At 72.0% G+C, this 19767-nt stretch carries 15 protein-coding genes; 5 read left to right on the forward strand and 10 right to left on the reverse strand.

Annotation, left to right across the window (positions count from 1 at the left end):
- The first annotated feature begins 1 nt into the window (after position 1).
- Positions 2 to 3268, forward strand: a complete 3267-nt coding sequence (locus HCK04_RS12560; protein ID WP_260617225.1) for an alpha-mannosidase — start codon at positions 2 to 4, stop codon at positions 3266 to 3268.
- A 379-nt stretch (positions 3269 to 3647) separates the two neighbouring features.
- On the opposite strand, the gene HCK04_RS12565 is transcribed toward HCK04_RS12560, so the two are convergent.
- Entirely contained in the window at positions 3648 to 3857 is a 210-nt protein-coding gene (locus HCK04_RS12565) for a ubiquitin-like protein Pup (RefSeq protein ID WP_142647352.1), read from the reverse strand.
- Between the two features lie 305 nt (positions 3858 to 4162).
- On the opposite strand from HCK04_RS12565, the gene HCK04_RS12570 reads away from it, so the two are divergent.
- Positions 4163 to 5404 carry a serine/threonine-protein kinase gene (locus HCK04_RS12570; protein WP_168065874.1) on the forward strand — a complete coding sequence of 414 codons (1242 nt, stop codon included), beginning with the start codon at positions 4163 to 4165 and terminating at the stop codon, positions 5402 to 5404.
- A 287-nt stretch (positions 5405 to 5691) separates the two neighbouring features.
- Here HCK04_RS12570 and HCK04_RS12575 read toward each other — a convergent pair whose 3' ends face one another.
- The 3 genes from HCK04_RS12575 to HCK04_RS12585 all read right to left on the reverse strand — a co-directional run bounded on the left by HCK04_RS12575 (position 5692) and on the right by HCK04_RS12585 (position 8143).
- Complete coding sequence (locus tag HCK04_RS12575) at positions 5692 to 6066, reverse strand: PepSY domain-containing protein (RefSeq protein ID WP_142647354.1); 375 nt, start codon at positions 6064 to 6066, stop codon at positions 5692 to 5694.
- A 90-nt stretch (positions 6067 to 6156) separates the two neighbouring features.
- A complete protein-coding gene (locus HCK04_RS12580) occupies positions 6157 to 7446 on the reverse strand; it encodes a HAMP domain-containing sensor histidine kinase (protein ID WP_142647355.1) in 1290 nt (429 codons plus the stop codon).
- Between the two features lie 4 nt (positions 7447 to 7450).
- Positions 7451 to 8143, reverse strand: coding sequence for a response regulator transcription factor (locus HCK04_RS12585; protein ID WP_142647356.1), 693 nt, complete (start codon positions 8141 to 8143; stop codon positions 7451 to 7453).
- A gap of 93 nt (positions 8144 to 8236) precedes the next feature.
- Between HCK04_RS12585 and HCK04_RS12590 the strand changes: the two genes are divergently transcribed.
- Positions 8237 to 8863 carry a hypothetical protein gene (locus tag HCK04_RS12590; RefSeq protein WP_142647357.1) on the forward strand — a complete coding sequence of 209 codons (627 nt, stop codon included), beginning with the start codon at positions 8237 to 8239 and terminating at the stop codon, positions 8861 to 8863.
- Between the two features lie 79 nt (positions 8864 to 8942).
- Here the strand turns inward: HCK04_RS12590 and dop are convergent, their stop codons facing one another.
- The 4 genes from dop to HCK04_RS12610 all read right to left on the reverse strand — a co-directional run bounded on the left by dop (position 8943) and on the right by HCK04_RS12610 (position 14921).
- Positions 8943 to 10460, reverse strand: coding sequence for a depupylase/deamidase Dop (gene dop, locus HCK04_RS12595; RefSeq protein ID WP_142647358.1), 1518 nt, complete (start codon positions 10458 to 10460; stop codon positions 8943 to 8945).
- A gap of 75 nt (positions 10461 to 10535) precedes the next feature.
- Positions 10536 to 11726: an acyltransferase gene (locus tag HCK04_RS12600; protein ID WP_205830158.1), complete on the reverse strand. Its 1191-nt coding sequence runs from the start codon at positions 11724 to 11726 to the stop codon at positions 10536 to 10538.
- Positions 11727 to 12088: 362 nt separating this feature from the next.
- Positions 12089 to 13852, reverse strand: a complete 1764-nt coding sequence (arc, locus tag HCK04_RS12605; RefSeq protein ID WP_142618767.1) for a proteasome ATPase — start codon at positions 13850 to 13852, stop codon at positions 12089 to 12091.
- A 205-nt stretch (positions 13853 to 14057) separates the two neighbouring features.
- Complete coding sequence (locus tag HCK04_RS12610; RefSeq protein WP_142647360.1) at positions 14058 to 14921, reverse strand: tRNA (adenine-N1)-methyltransferase; 864 nt, start codon at positions 14919 to 14921, stop codon at positions 14058 to 14060.
- 406 nt (positions 14922 to 15327) lie between these two features.
- On the opposite strand from HCK04_RS12610, the gene HCK04_RS12615 reads away from it, so the two are divergent.
- Positions 15328 to 16440, forward strand: a complete 1113-nt coding sequence (locus HCK04_RS12615) for a GNAT family N-acetyltransferase (protein WP_142647361.1) — start codon at positions 15328 to 15330, stop codon at positions 16438 to 16440.
- A 115-nt stretch (positions 16441 to 16555) separates the two neighbouring features.
- Here HCK04_RS12615 and HCK04_RS12620 read toward each other — a convergent pair whose 3' ends face one another.
- Positions 16556 to 17779 (reverse strand): aminotransferase class III-fold pyridoxal phosphate-dependent enzyme, encoded by a 1224-nt coding sequence (locus HCK04_RS12620; RefSeq protein ID WP_142647362.1) that lies wholly within the window; start codon positions 17777 to 17779, stop codon positions 16556 to 16558.
- A 57-nt stretch (positions 17780 to 17836) separates the two neighbouring features.
- A complete protein-coding gene (locus HCK04_RS12625; RefSeq protein ID WP_142647363.1) occupies positions 17837 to 18757 on the reverse strand; it encodes a sugar kinase in 921 nt (306 codons plus the stop codon).
- Between the two features lie 52 nt (positions 18758 to 18809).
- Between HCK04_RS12625 and HCK04_RS12630 the strand changes: the two genes are divergently transcribed.
- Positions 18810 to 19400, forward strand: a complete 591-nt coding sequence (locus HCK04_RS12630; protein ID WP_142647364.1) for a TetR/AcrR family transcriptional regulator — start codon at positions 18810 to 18812, stop codon at positions 19398 to 19400.
- The last annotated feature ends 367 nt before the right edge of the window (positions 19401 to 19767 follow it).

The following is a 19767-nucleotide window of genomic DNA, read 5'->3' on the forward strand; positions in this document are numbered from 1 at the left end:
CGTGGTGGTCCCGCACACCCACTGGGACCGGGAGTGGTATCTGCCCTTCCAGCGGTTCCGGGTCGGGCTGGTGCGGGTGCTCGACGAGGTCCTCGACGCCATGGCCGCCGACCCCGCCTACCGGTTCACGATGGACGGCCAGCTCGCGGCGATCGAGGACTACCTGGAGATCCGGCCCGCCCGGCGCGGCGACGTCGCCCGCTTCGTCGCCGAGGGACGGCTGGCCGTGGGGCCCTGGCTGATCCTCGCCGACGAGTTCCTGTGCTCCGGCGAGACGCTGCTGCGCAACCTGGAGTACGGCATGCGGGGCGCCGCCGCGCTCGGCGGCGCCATGCCCGTGGGTTATCTGCCCGACCAGTTCGGCCACGGCGCCCAGATGCCGCAGATGCTGGCGCTGGCGGGGCTGCGCCGGGCGTGCCTGTGGCGCGGCGTGCCCGCGCACGTGGACCGCGACGTGTTCGACTGGACCGGCGCGGACGGCACCACGGTGAGGACCACGTATCTGCCCGGCGGCTATGGCAACGCCTTCGGCCTGTTCACCGGCCCGGCCGAGGAGATGCCCGACCGCGTGGCGGCCTTCGTCTCGACGGCGGAGGGCTGGTCGTCCGGCGGCACCCTGGTCGCGATGTACGGCGCGGACCACTCGGCCCCGGCCCGCGAGGTCACCGCGTCCGGGCTCCGCGTCGCCACCCTCGCCGAGGCCCTGGCCGGAGATTCGGCCGGCGTTCCTGACGGCGTTCCGGACGGCGTTCCGGACGGGGTTCCGGACGGCGTTCCAGCAGGTGGGGAGGTGCCGCGGGTCGTGGGCGAGCTGCGCTCGCACGCGCGGGCCAACATCCTGCCCGGCGTGATCTCGGCCCGGGTGCCGATCAAGCAGGCCATGGCGCGGGCCGAGCGGCTGCTCACCCGCTACGCGGAACCGCTGTCGGCGCTGTGGCTCCCCGGCGACTCCGCCTGCGGACGCCTCATCGACATGGCCTGGCGGTCGGTGATCGCCTGCAGCGGGCACGACTCCGTCACGGGGTGCGGCTCGGACGAGACCGCCCAGCAGGTCGCCGCGCGGATCGCCGAGGCCGGGCAGACCGCCCAGGCGGTCGTGGACCTGGTCGCGGCGTCCCTCGCCGAGGCCGCGCCCAAGGGCGCGCTCGTGGTCGTCAACCCGTCCCCGTTCGAACGGACCGGCCTGGTGCTCGCCGACCTGCCGGAGGACCGCGCGTCCCTGGTGGACGCCTCGGGCCTGCCCGTCCCCGCGCAGCGGCTCGAACACGCCGCCACGCTGCTCGACGAGACCGTCATGGACGACCTCTCCCGGCTCCTCGGGCGCGTCCACGAGCGGGAGCTGTACGGCCACGAGATCGTCTCCTGGCACGCCGGGGACGGCGTGTTCACCGTCACCGTGAGCCGGCACGCCTCCGGCGCGTACGCCTACGAGGACCTGCGCGGGGCCGTCGTGTCGGCCGGTCCGGGGCCGTGGATCGTCCGCACGGTGGCCGAGCCCGTGGTCACCGTGGCGGCGCTGGTCACCGTGCCGCCGCTCGGCCGTGCCGTCCTCACCACCCGTCCGCCCGAGCCCCGGCCGCCCGCCCCGGTCCCGTACGCCCTGCGTACCGACGCGTACGGGTTCGAGCCGGTGCTGGACAACGGGCTGCTGCGGGTGCGCGTGGCCGACGACGGGACGCTCTCGCTGCGCGGCGCGGACGGCACCGAGGTCCACGGCGTCGGGCGGATCGTCCACGGCGGGGACGCCGGGGACACCTACAACCACGCGCCCCCGCCGCACGACCGGCTCACCGACCGGCCCTCCCGCGTCGACGTCGAGGAGATCTGCTCGGGCCCGCTGACCGGCGCGTACGAGATCACTCGGGTGTACGACTGGCCGACCGGCCTCGGCGGCGACACCGACGGCTCCGAGACCGTGCCCACGGCCGTCACGACCCGGGTGGAGCTCAGGGCGGGCGAGCCGTTCGCACGGTGCGAGATCACCATGGACGTGCGCTGCCGCGACCACCGCGTCCGCTGGCACGCACCGCTGCCCCGCGCGGCGGACGGGTCGTACGCCGAGGGACAGTTCGCCGTGGTGCGGCGCGGCCTGATGGCCGAAGGCGGGGGCGGCGAGCGGCCGATCCCGACCTTCCCCGCCGAGTCGTTCGCCGCCGCCGGGGGCCTGGCCGTGCTCCTCGACCACGTCACCGAGTATGAGATCGTCACGGACGAGAAAAGCGGGGGCGAGATCGGCAGGCATGAAGCCGGCGGGGACGGGGCCGAGCTGGCGCTGACGCTCGTGCGGTCCGTCGGCTACCTTTCCAGGAACCGCAACCCCTACCGCGACGAGCCCGCCGGGCCCGAGGTGCCCACCCCGGCCGCCCAGTGCCAGGGGCCGCTGACCGTGCGCTTCGCCGTCCTGCCGTACGCGGGAGAGTGGCACGAGGCCGGGCTGCCGAGGCTCGCCGAGGAGTTCCGCCACGACCTGCTCGCCGTACCAGGCGCCGCCCCCGCCGAGCAGACAGACGCGGCCGGAAGGGAGAGCGCCGCCGAGGCCGCGGACGCGAGCGGGGCGGCAGACGCAGCCGAGGCGGCGGACAGCGGCACGGCGTGGGACGCGGATGAGGACGGCCCGCCCGAAGGCGGACGCGTCGCGATCAGCGGCGACGGCCTGGACCGAGGCGGTCATGCCGCGATCAGCGGCGACGGCCTGGACCAAGGCGGTCATGCCGCCATCAGCGTGGAGGGCCGGCGAGGAGGTGGCCGCGTCGCGATCAGCGGGGACGGTGTCGTGATGGCCGCTCTGCGCGAGCGGGGCGGACGGCTGGAGGTCCGCCTGGTGGCCGAGCATCCCACGGCCACCGAGGCGGTCGTCCGGGGAGATTTCACCGCGGCCTGGACGGCCGACGTGCTGGGCTCTCCCCTGAGCCCTCTGGAGGTGTCTCGCGACGAGGTGGTTCCGAACGGAGCGGTGCCGGAATGGCTGGTCTCCGGCGGCGTAGGTCTGGATGGAGTGGTCAGGGACGGGGTGGTTTCCGGCGACGTGATTCTGGATGGAGTGGTTGCGGACGGGGTGGTTCCGCGCGGGGTGCTACCCGGTGAGCTGTCAGGCGACGGTGGGGCGGACGCACCGGGACTCTCGGGACGGGCGGGATCTCTGGGTTCGTCGGGGTCCCCGGACTCCTCGGGGTCCTGGCGGACGGTGCGCGTCCCGCTGAGGCCCTTCGAGATCGCGACCGTTCATCTTGGTCATTTCGATCATTTCGGTCATCTCGACGGAGCCTGACGCCCGGCCGCCCGGGTTCCCGCACGAGACCTGTACTGAGACCTGGACAGAGAACTCGCACAGGCCCATCGCGCAGGGCCCACTCGCTCGGCCTCCACACGGAGCAACCCGGCAGAGGAGCCAGACAGGGCACCCGGACAAGGCACCCGGACAGGGCACCCGGATAAGGCCGCCGCGCAGAGCCGCCGTACAGGCCCCGCACAGAGCCCGCGGCCCGCGCGTCGTCGTCCGCGCGTCTTGCGTGCGCTCGCCCGTGCCTGATCGGCTGCCGTCTGGTCGCCGAGGGCGCGTCCGGCGGGAGTCTCCGGGTCCGACGGCGGCCCTGCCGGGAGACGGTCTCCCGGCGTGGCCGCCACCGGCCCGGACGCTGCCCGACGGGTTACTGCCCGCCCTTCTGCACGTAGGAACGGACGAACTCCTCCGCGTTCTCCTCGAGCACCTCGTCGATCTCGTCCAGGATCGCGTCGACGTCGTCGGTGAGCTTCTCGTGGCGCTCCTGGACGTCCGGGGACGCCTGCGCCTCGACTTCTTCGACTTCGTTCTCCTGCCGTCCGGTCTGCTTCTGGCCGCCGGTCTCCTTGGTCGCCATCCCTGACACCTCCGCTGCTCGGGGGGACGCCTCTCCCCATATCTTCCCCGAACCGACCGACAATGCGCGCGAAAGAGCGTGCGATCTTCGGCCCGGCCGCTCTGGCCAGACAACCCGCTGAGCGCCGGGAAGGCAAACGCCCGGGGATCCGGCCCCGCCGCGGACGCACAGGGCATCGGACAGCGCCTTCGTTAGACCGGATCGTTATCGACCTCACACTCTTCGTGGCCGCCTTTCGGCGCAGCGCTACCGTGTGCGGGACGACAATTGATGGATCACGGCACGACCTAGCGTACGGGTGGTCGATGGCATCGCACGCACGGCAACTGCTGGCGGATCGGTACAAGCTGCTGACGCCCTTCCGGCGCGACGGCGGCGGGATCATGTGGCAGGCGCACGATCTCCGTCTCAAGCGTGATGTCGCGATCAAGGAAGTGCAGCCGCCTTACCGGGTGGACGTGGCCGATCTGCAGGCCGCCCGCCGGCAGGCGCTGCGGGAGGCCCGCTCGGCGGCCCGGCTCAGCCATCCGGCCGTCATCACCGTGCACGACCTGCTCGAAGACAAGGGCCGGCTCTGGATCGTGACGGAGCTCCTGCAGGGCGTCACCCTGAGCGACACCGTCCGCCACCTCGGCCGGCTGCCGGTCCACTGGGCCGCCTGGGTGGGCTTCCAGCTCCTGTCGGGCGTACGGCACGCGCATTCGATGGGCGTCGTCCACGGGGACATCCGGCCCGCCAACGTCGTGCTGACCGAGGACCGGGTGGTGCTGACCGACTTCGGCATCGCCGCGTTCGACCGGGACGCGGGCGGGTCGACGACCGTGCCCGTGGGGCGGTCCGGCGCCTATCTGGCCCCCGAGCGGCTGCGCGGGAAGGGCCTGGCCCCCGCCGCCGACCTGTGGTCGTTCGGCGCCACGTTGTACTGCGGAGTGGAGGGGCGGCCGCCGTATCCGGCCGCGCAGCCGTTGCCGGCCGCGGCGCTGCTGGGCCGCCAGCCGGAGCCGCCGCACCGGGCGGGCCCGCTGCGACCGCTGATCGAGGGGTTGCTGCGGCACGACCCGGAAGAACGGCTCACCATCGACGAGGCGATGCGCGTGCTGGTGGACGTGTTGCGGCGGCAGGGCATCCCGGCGGCGGCGCCCGGCCGGACGGCCGGAGAGCTGCCGAGCCTCGGCGCGGCCGGCGCCGTGCCTTACGCGGCCCCGTACGCGGCGTCCGGCACGGCGCCCAGACCGGGCGGGGCGCACCAGCACGGCCGTTCCTCCGGCCACGCGCGGCCGCCGGCACCCCGTGAACTGACAGCGCCCCGCGAACTCGCGGTGCCCCGAGAGTTCGCCGTGTCCCGGGAACTCCCCGTGCCTCGGGAGTTCCCAATGCCCCGGGAAGTCCCGACGCCCCGGGAAGTCCCGACGCCACGGGAGCGGATGGTGCCGGGAGAGCTCACGACCGGGCGCTTCTACGACGTGGAGGCGCGTCGCCGGGACCATTCCCACTGGCCCCTTCCCACGACCGGGCCCAGCCTGCCCTGGCCTCCGCGTCTCCCGTAGCCACCGAAGGCCTCTGGCCAGCCTCCGTAGCTCCCGGTAGCCCTCGCGGGCTCCGGTAGTCCCGGCTGGCCTCCGTAGCTCCGGTAGCCCCGAATAACCCGTGGTAGCTACTGGCCCCATAGCCCCGGCCGCCCCCGCATCACAGCCTCAGAAGCCCCCGGTAGCCCCTGGCCCATAGCTCCCGGAGCCACTCGTGGCCCCCGGAAGGCCCCCGGCCGCAAGGCCCGACGAGGCCGGGCGGCTCCCCGTGTGGGTGGCCAGGGGAGCCGCGTGTTCCCGGCCCGAGATCAGTCGTCGTGGTCGACGCGGAACTTGATGATCCGTCCGGTCGCGATCGCGACGTAGACGTCATACTCCGTGTGGCCCTTGCGCAGCTCGACCTTCCAGGTGCGGTAGCCGTGCTCCCACTCGCGTTCGACCTCGGTGACCCGCGCGCCGGGCACCCGCTTCTTCGCGATCGCGACCGCCTGGCGCCAGGTGATCGCGGCCGTGGAGGCGGAAGCCTTGGCGACGGAGGCCCGGGAGAGGGCGGCGGAGGAGAGGGAGGCCGAGGCGGCCGAGGAGAGCGGTGCGGGCGCGGCGACGGCGACGGCGGTGCCCCCTGCGGCCAGGGCGGTGACGGTGACGGCGGCGGCGAGAGCGATCTTCGTTGTGTGTCTCATGCGTCGAGGCTCGCAGCGATCATGTTAGGGCCGCGCTAAGCGATCCCTAAAGCATCGCTGCCTCATCCTCGCACCGCCGGAATCCCTGTGTCAGCGCCGATCCGAGTCGCCACGCGCCGAGCCCAGGAGCAGGCGCACCTCGGCGCCGCCGAGGTCCGACCGGCCGACGGTCAGGGAGCCGCCCGACTCCTCGGCCGCGCGGCGGGCGATGTCGAGCCCGAGCCCGGTCGAGCCCGCGCCGCTCTCCCCGCGTCGCGGCGGCCCGCCGGGGCCGAAGCCGGGGCCGGCGTCCGAGACCGTCAGGGCCGCGGCGTCGTCCGGCCCGGGGGCCAGGAGCACGCGGAAGGACGTCCCGTCGGGGGTGTGCGCGAAGACGTTGCCGAGGAGGGCGTCGACGCAGTCGGCCAGGTCCTCGGCCGCGACCGCCACCGGCAGCGGGCCGGGCGCGAGGTCGAGCGTGACGGTTCTCGACTGGTCCTCCGCCAGCACCGACCAGAACTCCACCCGGTCGCGCACCACGGCGACGGCGTCGCAGGAGGCCCGTTCCCGCGACCGCCGCCGCACGTCGTTGATGACGGCGGTGACCGCGCGCTCCAGCGCGTCCACGCGGGCCTCCATCCTGGCCGCCTCGCCGGGATCGGCCAGCGACTCCGCTTCGAGCCGCAGGCCGGTCAGCGGGGTGCGCAGCCGGTGGGAGAGGTCCGCCACCATCTCGCGCTCCTCGGCGAGCAGGTCGGAGATGCGTCCCGCGAGGTGGTTGAGTGCCAGCCCCGCCGTACGGACCTCGGGTGGGCCCTGCGGGGTCGCCCTGGCGGTCAGGTCGCCCTTCGCGAGGCGGTGGGAGACCTGGGCGAGAGCCGTGGTGGGCCGGACGACCGCGCGTGCGAGCCGGTCGGCGACCACGATGCCGAGCCCGACCAGGGCGACCCCGAGGACCAGCAGAGCGAGCCAGGTCCGGTGGACGCCTCGGTCGAGGTCGTCGTCGGAGAGGAACGCGCGGACGACGGCGGTGCCGCCCGGCGCCCCCTGCACCGCCATGAGGATCTCCCTGCCGCCCGGCACGGCCGCGGTCAGGCTCCGGCCGCGTGCGGCGAGGTCGACGGCGCGGGTGCGGGCCGCCTGTGCCCCGAGCACGCGGCCGTCCGCGAGGAAGACCGTGACGGGGTGTCCGCTCGACGCGCCCGCCTGCTCGGCGGTCAGCCGCAGCGTCTCCTCGTCCACCGCGCCCACGGCCACGGCGACGGACTCGGCGGCCCGCGTGGCGGAGTCGACGGCCTCGCTGTGCGCCACCGACCGCACGAGCAACGCCAGCGGCACCAACAGCGACACCAGGACCAGCGACGTGGTCGCCGCGACGAGGGCCGCGAGCCAGCGCCTCATCGGCTCATTCCGCGGGCGAGGGCGGCGCGGTCAGGCGCACGCCCACCCCGCGGACGGTCTGGAGATAACGCGGCTGCTGCGCGGTCTCGCCGAGCTTGCGGCGCAGCCACGACAGGTGGACGTCGACCGTCTTGTCGGTGCCCCCATAGGGGATGCGCCAGACCTCGGTGAGCAGCTCGCGCTTGGTGACGACCTGCCCGGCCCGTGCCGCCAGATAGTGCAGCAGGTCGAACTCCCGCGGCGTCAGGTCCAGCACCGCCCCGTCGAGCGTCGCCTCCCTGGCGCCCGGGTCGACCCGCAGCGTCCCCACCGTCAGAGAGGTGTCCGTACGCCCGGTGTCGATCCGGCGCAGCACGGCGCGGATGCGCGCGTCGAGCTGCGCGGCGCTGTAGGGCTTGATCACGTAATCGTCGGCGCCGGCGTCGAGCAGACGGACCATGTCGGCCTCCCCGTCCCTGGCGGTGGCGACGATGACCGGCACGCGGCTCACCGCGCGGAGCATGCGCAGCAGGTCGGCGCCGTCCATGTCGGGCAGGCCGAGGTCGAGCACGATGAGGTCGGGACGGTCCTCGACGGCCGAGCGCAGGCCGTCGAGGGCGGTGGAGGCGGAGGAGACGGCGTGCCCGCGGTCGCGCAGGCTCCGGGTGAGGGAGGTGCGGATGGGGGCGTCGTCTTCGATGAGCAGCACGCTTGGCATTTGACCGTTACGGTAGCCGCCCGATGGAAGCGGCATAAGTCCGTTATCCGGGCCTTAGCATTCCCTTAGCGTTCGGAGTGGGAGAGTGACGGCGTGAACAGCCGTCTCGCACTCGCCGTCGCCGGGTGGCTGCTGGCCGCGGCCCTCGCCACCGGTACGGGCGTCGCCGTGCTCGGCCTGCTCGGCCGGCCGCTCACCGGCCCGGCGGAGCGGCTGATGACGGACGAGGACATCAGCCTCGCGCTCGCCCGGGAGACGCCGCTCGCCCAGGACACCCGGTCTGCCCAGGACACCCCGCTCACCCAGGACACCCCGCTCACCCAGGACGCCCGGCCTGCCCTGGAGACGCCGCTCGCCCTGGAAACGCCGCTCGCCGAGGACGCCCCGGGCGATACACCGAGCGGCACCCCGGGCGCGCTCTCCCCCGCCGTCCCCTCCGATGAAGCCTCGGCGGGCCCTTCGGGCGCACGGACGCCGGGCGTCGCGCCCGGGCGCAGGCTCGTCTCCACGGACGCGGGCAGCGTGATCGCCCGATGCGACGGCGAGCTGGTCCGGCTCCAGTCGTGGACGCCGGCCCAGGGCTTCGAGGTGGACGACGTCGACCCGGGGCCGGACGACCGCGCGCGGGTGAGGTTCGAGTCGGACGAGGCCCGGCTTGAGGTGGAGGTGCGCTGCTCCGGCGGTGTCCCGGTCCCCCGGATCACCCGGCACGACGACTGACGGGAGACACCGGCCGCCGCCGATCGCGGCGCCCTGCCGTACGGCCCGCACCGGCCGCCGCCGGGCCCCGGCGCCCCGGTCAGCTCTCCCCGGTGAGGGCGGCGACGAGGTCGGCGGCCGTACGGCACCGGTCGAGCAGGTCGCCCACGTGCGCCTTGGTGCCGCGCAGCGGCTCCAGGGTCGGCACGCGCTGGAGCGACTCGCGGCCCGGGATGTCGAAGATGACCGAGTCCCAGGACGCGGCGGCGACCGACTCGCTGTACTGCCGCAGGCACCGGCCGCGGAAGTAGGCCCGGGTGTCGGTGGGCGGCAGCTCGACCGCCCGCTCGATGTCCTCGTCGGTCACCAGGCGCTGCATGCGGCCCCTGGCGACCAGCCGGTTGTACAGGCCGCGGTCGGGGCGGATGTCGGAATACTGCAGGTCGACCAGCTGCAGCCGCGGATGCGACCACGGCAGGTTGTCGCGGGTGCGGTAGCCCTCCAGGATCTCCAGCTTGGCGACCCAGTCGAGCTCCCGGGACAACTGCATCGGGTCCTCCGCGAGCCGGGTGAGCACCGACTCCCAGCGGTTGAGCACGTCCTTGGTGAGGTCGTCTACTCCCGAGCCGAAGCGGTCCTCGACGTACTTGCGGGCCTGCTCCAGGTATTCCATCTGCAGCTGCACGGCGGTCATCTTCCGCCCGTTGCGCAGCGCGATCTCGTACTTGCAGGTGGGGTCGTGGGAGACCGCGCGCAGCGCCGCGACCGGCGACTCGGGGGTCAGGTCGATGGTGAGGAACCCCTCCTCGATCATCGCCAGGACCAGCGCCGTCGTGCCCAGCTTCAAATAAGTCGAAATTTCCGACATGTTGGCGTCGCCGATGATCACGTGCAGGCGGCGGTACTTCTCCGGGTCGGCGTGCGGCTCGTCCCGGGTGTTGATGATCGGCCGCTTGAGCGTGGTCTCCAGCCCGACCTCGACCTCGAAGAAGTCGGCCCGCTGGCTGATCTGGAAGCCCTCGCCGCGCGAGTCCTGGCCGATGCCGACCTTGCCCGCGCCGCAGACGACCTGCCGCGACACGAAGAACGGCGTGAGGTGCCTGACGATGTCGGCGAACGGCGTCGCGCGGCGCATGAGGTAGTTCTCGTGGCAGCCGTACGACGCGCCCTTGGCGTCGGTGTTGTTCTTGTAGAGCTGGATGGGGGAGTTGCCGGGCATGGAGGACGCCCGCACGGCGGCGTCGTACATGACCCGCTCGCCCGCCTTGTCCCAGATCACCGCGGCCCGGGGGTTGGTGCACTCGGGCGTGGAGTATTCCGGGTGCGCGTGGTCGACGTAGAGGCGCGCGCCGTTGGTCAGGATCACGTTGGCGAGCCCGAGGTCCTCGTCGGTGAGCTGACTCTGATCGGCCACCTCACGGGCCAGGTCGAACCCTCGGGCATCGCGGAGCGGGTTCTCCTCCTCGAAGTCCCACCGGGCCCGGCGAGCCCGGGCGGCCGACGCCGCCAGGTACGCGTTGACGACCTGTGAGGAGGTCACCATCGCGTTCGCTCCCGGTTGACCAGGCACGGCGATGCCGTACTCGGTCTCGATGCCCATCACCCGCCGAACCGTCATTCGCACCCCGCCTGTATCAGGCCGTCGTAGTCATATCCGAGCCTAGCCCTTTCTCTATGCCCTGCTACCGAACAGTTACGGCACAGATGCCTCGGGACTTTGCGCCGGAATGGCCGTCGTAGTCCGGGAGATACCCCCGCCGCCCCGGGGACGGGACCGCCGCGAGCGGTCGAGCAGTGCCCCCAGCCTGGCACGAAGCCAGCGCTGACCGGGTTTGTCGACCAAACGGTAGATCAGATAGGCGATCCCGATCGAGACCGCCATCGTGATCGCGGCCAGCGGCCACGGGTCCACCACATCTCGATATGCGGGGATCACGACGGCCGAGATCGTCTGGTGCACGAGATAGAGGGGATACGTGAGGGCCCCCAGGGTCACGAGGCGTCGCCAGCGCACCCACCGCAGCCAGCCGAGGGCGACCGCGGCCATCAGGAGGTAGACGACCGTGATCGCGACGACGACGGCCTCCGGCGGCGCCGGGTAGTGCTTGATGCCGACCAGGCGCACCCGCTCCCCCACGCGCTCCATGGCGGCGTACAGGGACATCCCGTAGCCGGCGGCGACCAGCAGCCACGGGACGAACGCGCCGGAACGCGCGCCGAAGCGGTGGATCAGGAAGAAGGCCATGCCCGCGATGAAGTACGGCGCCTGCCGCGGCATGAAGACGAAGACGAGCGTCTCGTTCTGAGTGAGCTCGGCCAGCAGCGCCAGGCCGCACCAGGCCACCAGGAACACCAGGCAGCGCCGCATCGTGATCCCCACGAGGGAGAACAGCGCCATGAGCACGTAGAACCGCAGCTCCACCCAGAGGGACCAGAAGACGCCGCCGGCGTGGCCCACGCCGAACGCCCCCTGGAACATGGTCAGGTTGAGCAGATACTCGCCGTCGCTGAGCTTGGGGTCGAACCCCGCGACCCCGCTGAAGCGGTACATGATGAAGATCATCAGTACGGCGAACCAGTACGCCGGATACAGCCGCGACACCCGGGAGACGGCGAACTCACCGACCGTGTGCCCCCAGACGCTCATCAGGATGACGAACCCGCTGATGAGGAAGAACAGCTCCACCCCGAGGATGCCCAGCGTGGTCAGGCGGGCGACCGGCTCGAACAGCTTGGTGGGGTATTCGTCCCACAGCGACTTGCTGGCCGCCATGAAATGGAAGGACATGACGGCGAACGCGGCCACGAACCGCAGGACGTCGAGCTCGACCAGGCGGCGGCCCTTGGCGGCCGCGGCGGCGCCCCGCGGCCGGGCCCTATCCAAGGCACTGCCCGAGGCACTGCCCAGGGCTCTGTCCGGCCCCATTTCCGGCCCCATTTCCGGCCCCCTGTCCGGCGCGGCCGAGACCGGATCGGACTGTCGCACGGGCCGTCTTACCGGCTGTCTCACAGGCTGCCCCACAGCGGACATCCGCGCGAGCCAAGAAAGATCATGCCTTCTTTGACGTGATCAGCCCGGGTTTCGGTTCCCTCTGATCACGATCGTTATCAAGGGTCACTTCTGCCCCGCCCGCCGCCGCCCTGCCCGCGTTCCCGCGCCGGGAAGGGCCTGAAATGCCGGAGGAGCGGCGCGACCCGCAGGTCGCGCCGCTCCTCGATGGCGACGGTCCGGCCGGAGCCGGGGTGTTACAGGTACTGACCGGTGTTGGCGACCGTGTCGATCGACCGCCCGGCCTCGGTGCCCTGCTTGCCCTGCACGAGGGTGCGGATGTAGACGATCCGCTCGCCCTTCTTGCCGGAGATGCGGGCCCAGTCGTCGGGGTTGGTGGTGTTGGGCAGGTCCTCGTTCTCGGAGAACTCGTCCACGCAGGCGGCCAGCAGGTGCGAGATCCGCAGACCCTTCTGCCCGGTCTCCAGGAACTCCTTGATGGCCATCTTCTTGCCCCGGTCCACGATGTTCTGGATCATGGCGCCGGAGTTGAAGTCCTTGAAGTAGAGGACTTCCTTGTCACCGTTGGCGTATGTCACCTCGAGGAAGCGGTTCTCCTCGCTCTCGGCGTACATCCGCTCGACGACCCGCTGGATCATCGCGGCGATCGTGCCCTCGCGGCTGCTGCCGTGCTCGGCCAGATCGTCCGGGTGCAGCGGCAGGTCGCTGACGAGGTACTTCGAGAAGATGTCCTTCGCCGCCTCGGCATCGGGCCGCTCGATCTTGATCTTGACGTCCAGGCGGCCGGGCCGCAGGATCGCCGGGTCGATCATGTCCTCGCGGTTGGAGGCGCCGATGACGATGACGTTCTCCAGGCCCTCGACACCGTCGATCTCCGAAAGGAGCTGGGGAACGATGGTGTTCTCGACGTCGGAGGACACACCGGAGCCGCGGGTGCGGAAGATCGAGTCCATCTCGTCGAAGAACACGATCACCGGGGTGCCCTCGGAGGCCTTCTCACGCGCCCGCTGGAAGACCAGGCGGATGTGCCGCTCGGTCTCGCCGACGTACTTGTTGAGAAGCTCGGGGCCCTTGATGTTGAGGAAGAAGCTCTTGCCGGACTGGCCCGTCTTCTCCGCGACCTGCTTGGCCAGGGAGTTGGCCACCGCCTTGGCGATGAGCGTCTTGCCGCAGCCGGGCGGGCCGTACAGCAGCACACCCTTCGGCGGGCGGAGCTTGTGCTCGCGGAACAGATCGGCGTGCAGGTAGGGCAGCTCGATGGCGTCCCTGATCTGCTCGATCTGCCGGCCGAGGCCGCCGATCTCCTCGTAGGAGATGTCGGGGACCTCTTCGAGGACGAGCTCCTCCACCTCCGACTTGGGGATGCGCTCGTAGACGTAGTTGGAACGGGGTTCGAGCAGAAGGGAGTCACCGGCCCGCAGCGGCTGGTCGAGCAGCGAGTGGGCGAGCTTGACGACCCGCTCCTCGTCGGCGTGCGAGATGACGAGCGCGCGGTCGCCGCTCTCCAGCAACTCCTTGAGCATCACGATCTCGCCGACGTCCTCGTAGCCGAGGGCCTCGACGACGTTGAGCGCCTCGTTCAGCATGACCTCCTGGCCACGCTTGAGCGAGTCGACGTCGACCGCCGGACTGACGTTCACGCGGAGCTTGCGCCCGCCCGTGAACACCTCGATCGTGCCGTCATCCCTGGCTTCGAGGAAGACGCCGAATCCGGACGGCGGCTGTGCCAGCCGGTCGACCTCCTCCTTGAGGGCGACGATCTGGTCCCTGGCCTCCTTGAGGGTGGAGACCAAACGCTCGTTCTGGCTAGTAAGGGCGGCCACCTGAGCCTGCGCCTCGTGGAGGCGCTCCTCGATGACCCTGGCCTGCCGGGGAGACTCGGCCAGCTTCCGGCGCAACGCGGTGATCTCCTCTTGCAGGAAGGAGACCTGTGTTGTGAGATCCGCGACCTCCCGTTCGCGCTGCGCGGCTCGAGCCTCAGCGTCGTCGCGAGCTGCCACGCCCCGTCACCTCCTTCCCCGTCGAGAACGACTACTCAAGACCCTACCTATCTTGGCGCTGTACGTAACCTGGCCGGGCAGTGTTCGTGTAGTTACGTTGGGTGTTCGGCGTTTGATACCTTATGGACCGATTGTTCGGTTCACCATTAGGAACACACCCATATGTTCCCGTGTCACGCGGCTTTGCCGGGTTGTGGCTGAATCGTCACACTTGTTCGATCCCCTCTCCGTACGCCCCCTTGGCGGGACGCCTGCGCCGCGGCGGGGGCGTGACGCCGTCCGCCATGCGACGGGCCGTCACGAGAAACCCCGTGTGGCCGACCATCCGGTGGTCGGGCCGTACGGCGAGACCTTCGACATGCCAGTCGCGAACCAGGGTCTCCCACGCGTGAGGCTCGGTGAAACTCCCGTGCTCCCGCAGGGTTTCCACCGTTCTGGACATCTGGGTCGTCGTTGCTACATAGCAGCAGATAACTCCCCCAGGAGTAAGGGACTTCGCCGCCGCGTCAACGCACTCCCAAGGGGCGAGCATGTCGAGGATGACGCGATCCACGTCCGTCTCGTCCAGAGCGTCGACGAAGTCACCGACCACAAGACGCCACTGCCCCATCGGGCCGCCGAAGAACTTCTCCACGTTCTTGGTGGCCACCTCGGCGAAGTCGGCGCGCCGCTCGTACGAGGTGACCTTCCCCTCCGAGCCGACGGCGCGCAGCAGGAAGCAGGTGAGCGCGCCGGAGCCCACGCCGGCCTCGACCACCCGGGCGCCCGGGAAGATGTCGGCCATGGCGACGATCTGGGCCGCGTCCTTCGGGTAGACCACCGCGGCGCCGCGCGGCATCGAGACCGCGTAGTCGGCCAGCAGGTGCCGGAACGCCAGGTAGGCCGTGCCTCCGGAGGACCGCACCACGGACCCCTCGGGCTGTCCGATCAGGTCGTCATGCGGGATCGACCCCTTGTGCGTGTGGAAGACGCCGCCCTCTTTCAGCGTCACCGTGTGCCGCTTGTTCTTGGGGTCGGTGAGCTGGACCTGATCTCCGGCCTGGAACGGGCCGTGCCTGCGAAAACCCATGCGGAAAAGGCTAGTGCCCGCGACCGACGAGATTCGCCGGGACGGAGCGGTGGCCGGAGTCGTGCATCGCAAGGCGGAGGAGGAGACCATAGCCGGGCTGTGGGCGACGACGACAACGCGGCGGGGCGCCGCTCCGGGCGACACGATGGGGCGAAGATCGGAGGAAGGGGCACGGGGTGCCCGCGACCGACGAGATTCGCCCGCGCGGAGCGGGGGTGCTACGTGGCGTGCAGCAACCCAGCGGGGCGCGTGACAACCCGGCAGAGCGCGTGACAACCCAACGGGGCTTACAGCAACCCAGCGGGGCGCGTGACAACCCGGCAGGGCGCACGGCAACCCGGCGGGGCGCGGCGGTGGCCGGGAAAACGCCTGGCCGGTGCGGAGTCGCTGCTGGTAACAATGGGACATGTTGCCCCAAGAGGCGATCCCCGCCGGACCGGCCGTGCTGCGCCTGCCCGTCGAGGGGGATGCCGACCAGATCGCCCGAGCCTGCGCCGACCCCGAGATCGCGAGGTTCATCCCCTTTGTCCCTTCCCCGTACACGCGGGACGACGCGCTGACGTGGATCACCAAGACCGTGCCCGCCACCTGGGAGAACGGCGGAGCCGACTTCGTCGTCGCCGACGCCGCCACGGACGAGGTGCTCGGCGCCGCCGGGCTCAAGCCGCAGGACCGGTTCGGCGGGACGGAGGTGGGCTACTGGCTCGCGCCGTGGGCACGCGGGCGCGGCGTCGTCACGGCCGCCGTGCGGGCGCTCGCCGAGCATGCCTTCGCCCGGGGCGTCCCGCGGATCGAGTTGTACGCCGACGTGGAGAACGTCGCGAGCCAGCGGGTCGCCCTGCGGTGCGGCTTCGCCCATGAGGGGGTGCTGCGCGGGGCCGGCGGTCCCCGGGGCGGCACCCTCGCCGACCTCGCGGTGTTCGGGCGGCTGAGCACCGACCCCGGCGACCCGATCGCGCCCTTCCTGCCGTTCTTCCCCGGAGGGTTCCCCGGTGGCTCGCTCACCGACGGCGTCGTCCGGCTCACGCCGCTGACCACGGCCGACGCCGCCGACTATTTCGCGCTGGCGTCCGTGCCCGACGTGATGGACTCGCACGTGCCGCCCGGGCAGCCGGAGTACGCGGACTGCGAGGTGCTCTGCCGGTACGCCGGGCACCGGTGGCTGACCGGCCAGCGCGCGGACATCGCCATCAGGGACGCAACCACCGGCCAGTTCGCCGGGGAGATCCAGCTCACCGGCGTCGTCCCGCCGCTGGGCCAGGCGATGCTCGGTTACAGCCTCCACCCGGACTTCCGCGGCAGGGGCCTGGTGACGCGTGCGGCGAACCTGCTGGTGGAGTGGGCCTTCACGCACACGCCGCTGCGCCGGATCATCGCCGGGACCGCGCCGGGCAACGCCGCGTCCCACCGCGTGCTGGAACGGGCGGGCTTCACCCGGGAGCACCTGGTGAAGGGACTGCTGCCCGGCCCGGACGGCACCCGGCTCGACGACATCCAGTGGGCGCGGACACGCCCCTGAGCGCAACGGACCTCCCGCGCCCGGATGCCGCCCGGAACCCGGCACCCGAGCGCGGGCCGTCCGCGGCGCGGAACGCCCTCCGGACGCCCCGCCCACGCCTTCGGAGACCGGTGGCTCAGTCGGCTCCGTACGCGGCCCGCAGCTTGGCGAAGGCGGCGTCGGTGCCCTGGAGGGCCCGGTCGATCTCCTCGTCGGTGTGCGCGGCCGACAGGAACCAGTTGTGCCAGGGGTGGAGATAGACGCCCTCCTCCAGGCAGTGCCCGGCCCAGGCGATGCCCTTCTCCAGGGTCTCGTCGCCTTCGAAGGACAGCCACGGCACCTGCACCGGGCCGGTCTGACGGACCACGAAGCCGTGCGCCGCCGCCTGAGCGGCGAGGCCCTCGCGCAGCCGGGTCCCGGCGCGGTGCATGAGCGCGGGGCCGTCGGTCTCGCGCAGGATCTCGATCGTCGCCTTGGCGGCGGCCATGGCCGTGGCGGAGAACCAGAAGGAGCCGGTCGAATACAGCGTCTGGGCCGCCCCGCGCAGCGCGTCGGTCCCGGTGACCGCCGCGATGGGGAAGCCGTTGGCCATCGCCTTGCTCCAGGCCGCCAGGTCGGGGCGCACTCCGAGCGGCTCCCACGAGCCGCGCAGGTCGAGCCGCCACCCGGCGCGTACGTCGTCGATGACCAGCGCCGCCCCGATCCGGTCGGCCAGCGCCCGCAGGCCCCGGGCGAACTCCGCGTCGGCGTCCTCCTGGTCCTCGAACGAGTCGTGCTTGAACGGGGTGACGAGGATGGCGGCGACGTCGCCGTCCGCCTGTGCGGCGGCGGCCTCGGCGCTCGCGAGGTCGTTGTAGGTGAACTCGATCGTGTCCGCCCGCTGGTTGGGGGTGACGCCCGAAAGGCCGGGCGTGCACCAGGGGTCGGCGCCATGGTAGGCCCCGTGGGCGACCAGCACCTTGGTCCTGCCCGTCGCCGCCCTGGCCACCATCAGGGCCTGGGTCGTGGCGTCGGTGCCGTTCTTGGAGAACATCGCCCAGTCGGCGGAGGGGATGAGGTCCACCAGCAGCTCGGCGAGCTCCACCATGACCGGGCCGGGGCCGTTCAGGCAGTCGCCCTCCGCCTGCTGCGCGGCGGCGGCTGCCTCCACGCGCGGGTTGCGATGGCCGACGATCATCGGCCCCCAGCTGCACATCAGGTCGACGTACGCACGGCCGTCGGCGTCCCACTGCCGGGCGCCCTCGGCGCGTACGAAGAACTGGGGGTAGCGGTCGCCGTGCAGGGCCGCGTTGAGGTGGCCGTACATGCCACCGGGGATGACCTTCGCGGCACGGGCCCGCAGGGAGGCGTCGAGGGACATGGGCGGCACTCCTGGGATCGGAATATCGGAGATGTGGGGGCCGGGCGGGGAGCCGGGTCAGGCGTCCGGGCCGGGGTCGGCGGCGGAGAAGCCGTCCAGCCCGGCGTCGGAGCCGAGCCCGCCCGCGACCCGTGCGGCGACGGCGGTGCCGAGGCGCGCGGCGCCGAGGACGTCGCGGCCGTGCAGCAGTCCCGCCGCGAATCCGGCGCAGTACGCGTCGCCGCAGCCGGTGGTGTCGACCACCGGCACGTCGAGGGCGGGCACCCGGGTGACTCCGTCGGCGGTGGCCACGAGGCTGCCGGCCGCCCCCAGGGTGACGATCACGCCCTTCGGTCCCTCGGCGAGCAGCGCCGCCGCGGCCTCCTCGGGGGTCGCCGCCCCGCTGAGCATGAGCGCCTGCTCCTCGTTCGGCAGGAGGTAGTCGACGTGGGGCAGGAACGCCCGGACGCCGGGCATGAGGTCGGGCATGTTCGACAGCAGGTCGAGCGTGACGGTCGTGCCGCCCTCGCGGGCCTTGTCGAGCAGGGCGAAGAAGGCGGGGTCGTGCAGGCCCCAGGTGACGTCCATGCCGCCGAGGTGCACCACCTTCGCGCCGGTGAGACGATCCGCGTCGAGGTCGGCGGTCGCCAGGCCGAGGTTGGCCCCCGGCACGTGGAACGACGGCCGTCCGCCGTCGGGGCGGATGGGCAGGATGGAGGCGGCGGTCTGCTCCCCCTGCCTGCGCACCACGCCGCTCACGTCGACGCCGTGCCTCGCCATGATCATCAGGAGGAAGTCGCCGAGCTCGTCGTCGCCGACGGCGCCCATCGAGGCGACCGGTACGCCGATCTTCGCCAGGGTCACGGCCGTGCCCGCGGCGGCGCCGGCCGCGGTGATGCGGATCTGCTCCAGCAGGTGGGTGTCCTGACCGGCCGGGATCGACTCGACCGGGCGGGCCAGGACGTCGACGATATGCACGCCGACCGTCACTACCGTCATGAGCGGATAATAGACGGGCGCCCGACTAAAATGTCAACTGAGGTGGTGCACCATGCCGAAGATCGTCAATCATGAGGAGCGCCGGGGCGAGGTCGTCGCGGCGGCGCGCCGGATCATCCTGCGCGAGGGCATCGAGGCCGCGACGACGCGGGCCATCGCCAAGGAGGCCGGCTACTCCAACGGGGTGCTCACGCACTACTTCGCCGACAAGGACGAGATCCTGCTGTCGGCCCTGGAGGCGTCCCATCGCCGGATCACCGACCGGCTGCGGGAGAAGCTGTCGGGCCGCACCGGCCTTGAGGCGCTGCGCGAACTGCTGCTCGACAACGTGCCGCTCGACGACGAGCGGGCCGGGGAGACCGGGCTGGAGGTGGGCTTCTGGGGGCGCAGCCTGACCAGCCCCGCGCTGCTGGAGGTCCAGCGGCGGGAGGCCGCCGAGCTCCGCTATCTGGTGACGAGCCTGCTCAGGTGCGCCGCCGAGGCCGGTGAGATCCGTACGGACGACGACCTGGAGGACGTGGCGGAGCGGCTGCTGGCGCTCGTGGACGGGCTGAGCGTGCACCGGCTGCTGTATCCCGCGCACGTCACCGCCGAGCGGCTGGAACGGCTGATCCTCGGCGAGATCGACCGGCTGCGCGACTGACCGGAGCGCACGGGATCGTCACCTCCCGGTTGGAAGCCCTGCGCCACCTGCGCGACGGCCCCGGAGCTCACCGGGCCGGTCTTGCTGTGCCCGATCTCGTTAGGCGGACGCCGTGCCCGGTGCTTATTGGGCGAACGCCGTGCCCGGTTGCCGCCCGCGCGTGAGCACTTCCCGCGCCCGGGCCGCTGAGCTGCGCCTCCGGCTCTGGGCCCCCGGAAGTCTGGGCCCCCGAAGTCTGCGCCCCTCGATCTGGGCCCCTGGATCTGCGCCCCTCGATCTGGGCCCCTGGATCTGCGCCCCTCGATCTGGGCCCCTGGATCTGGGCCCCTGGATCTGGGCCGCTGATCCGGCCGCCGGGAGCCGGTGG

The organism is Microbispora sp. CL1-1, assembly GCF_012034195.1.
In the GTDB taxonomy this organism is placed as follows: Bacteria; Actinomycetota; Actinomycetes; order Streptosporangiales; family Streptosporangiaceae; genus Microbispora.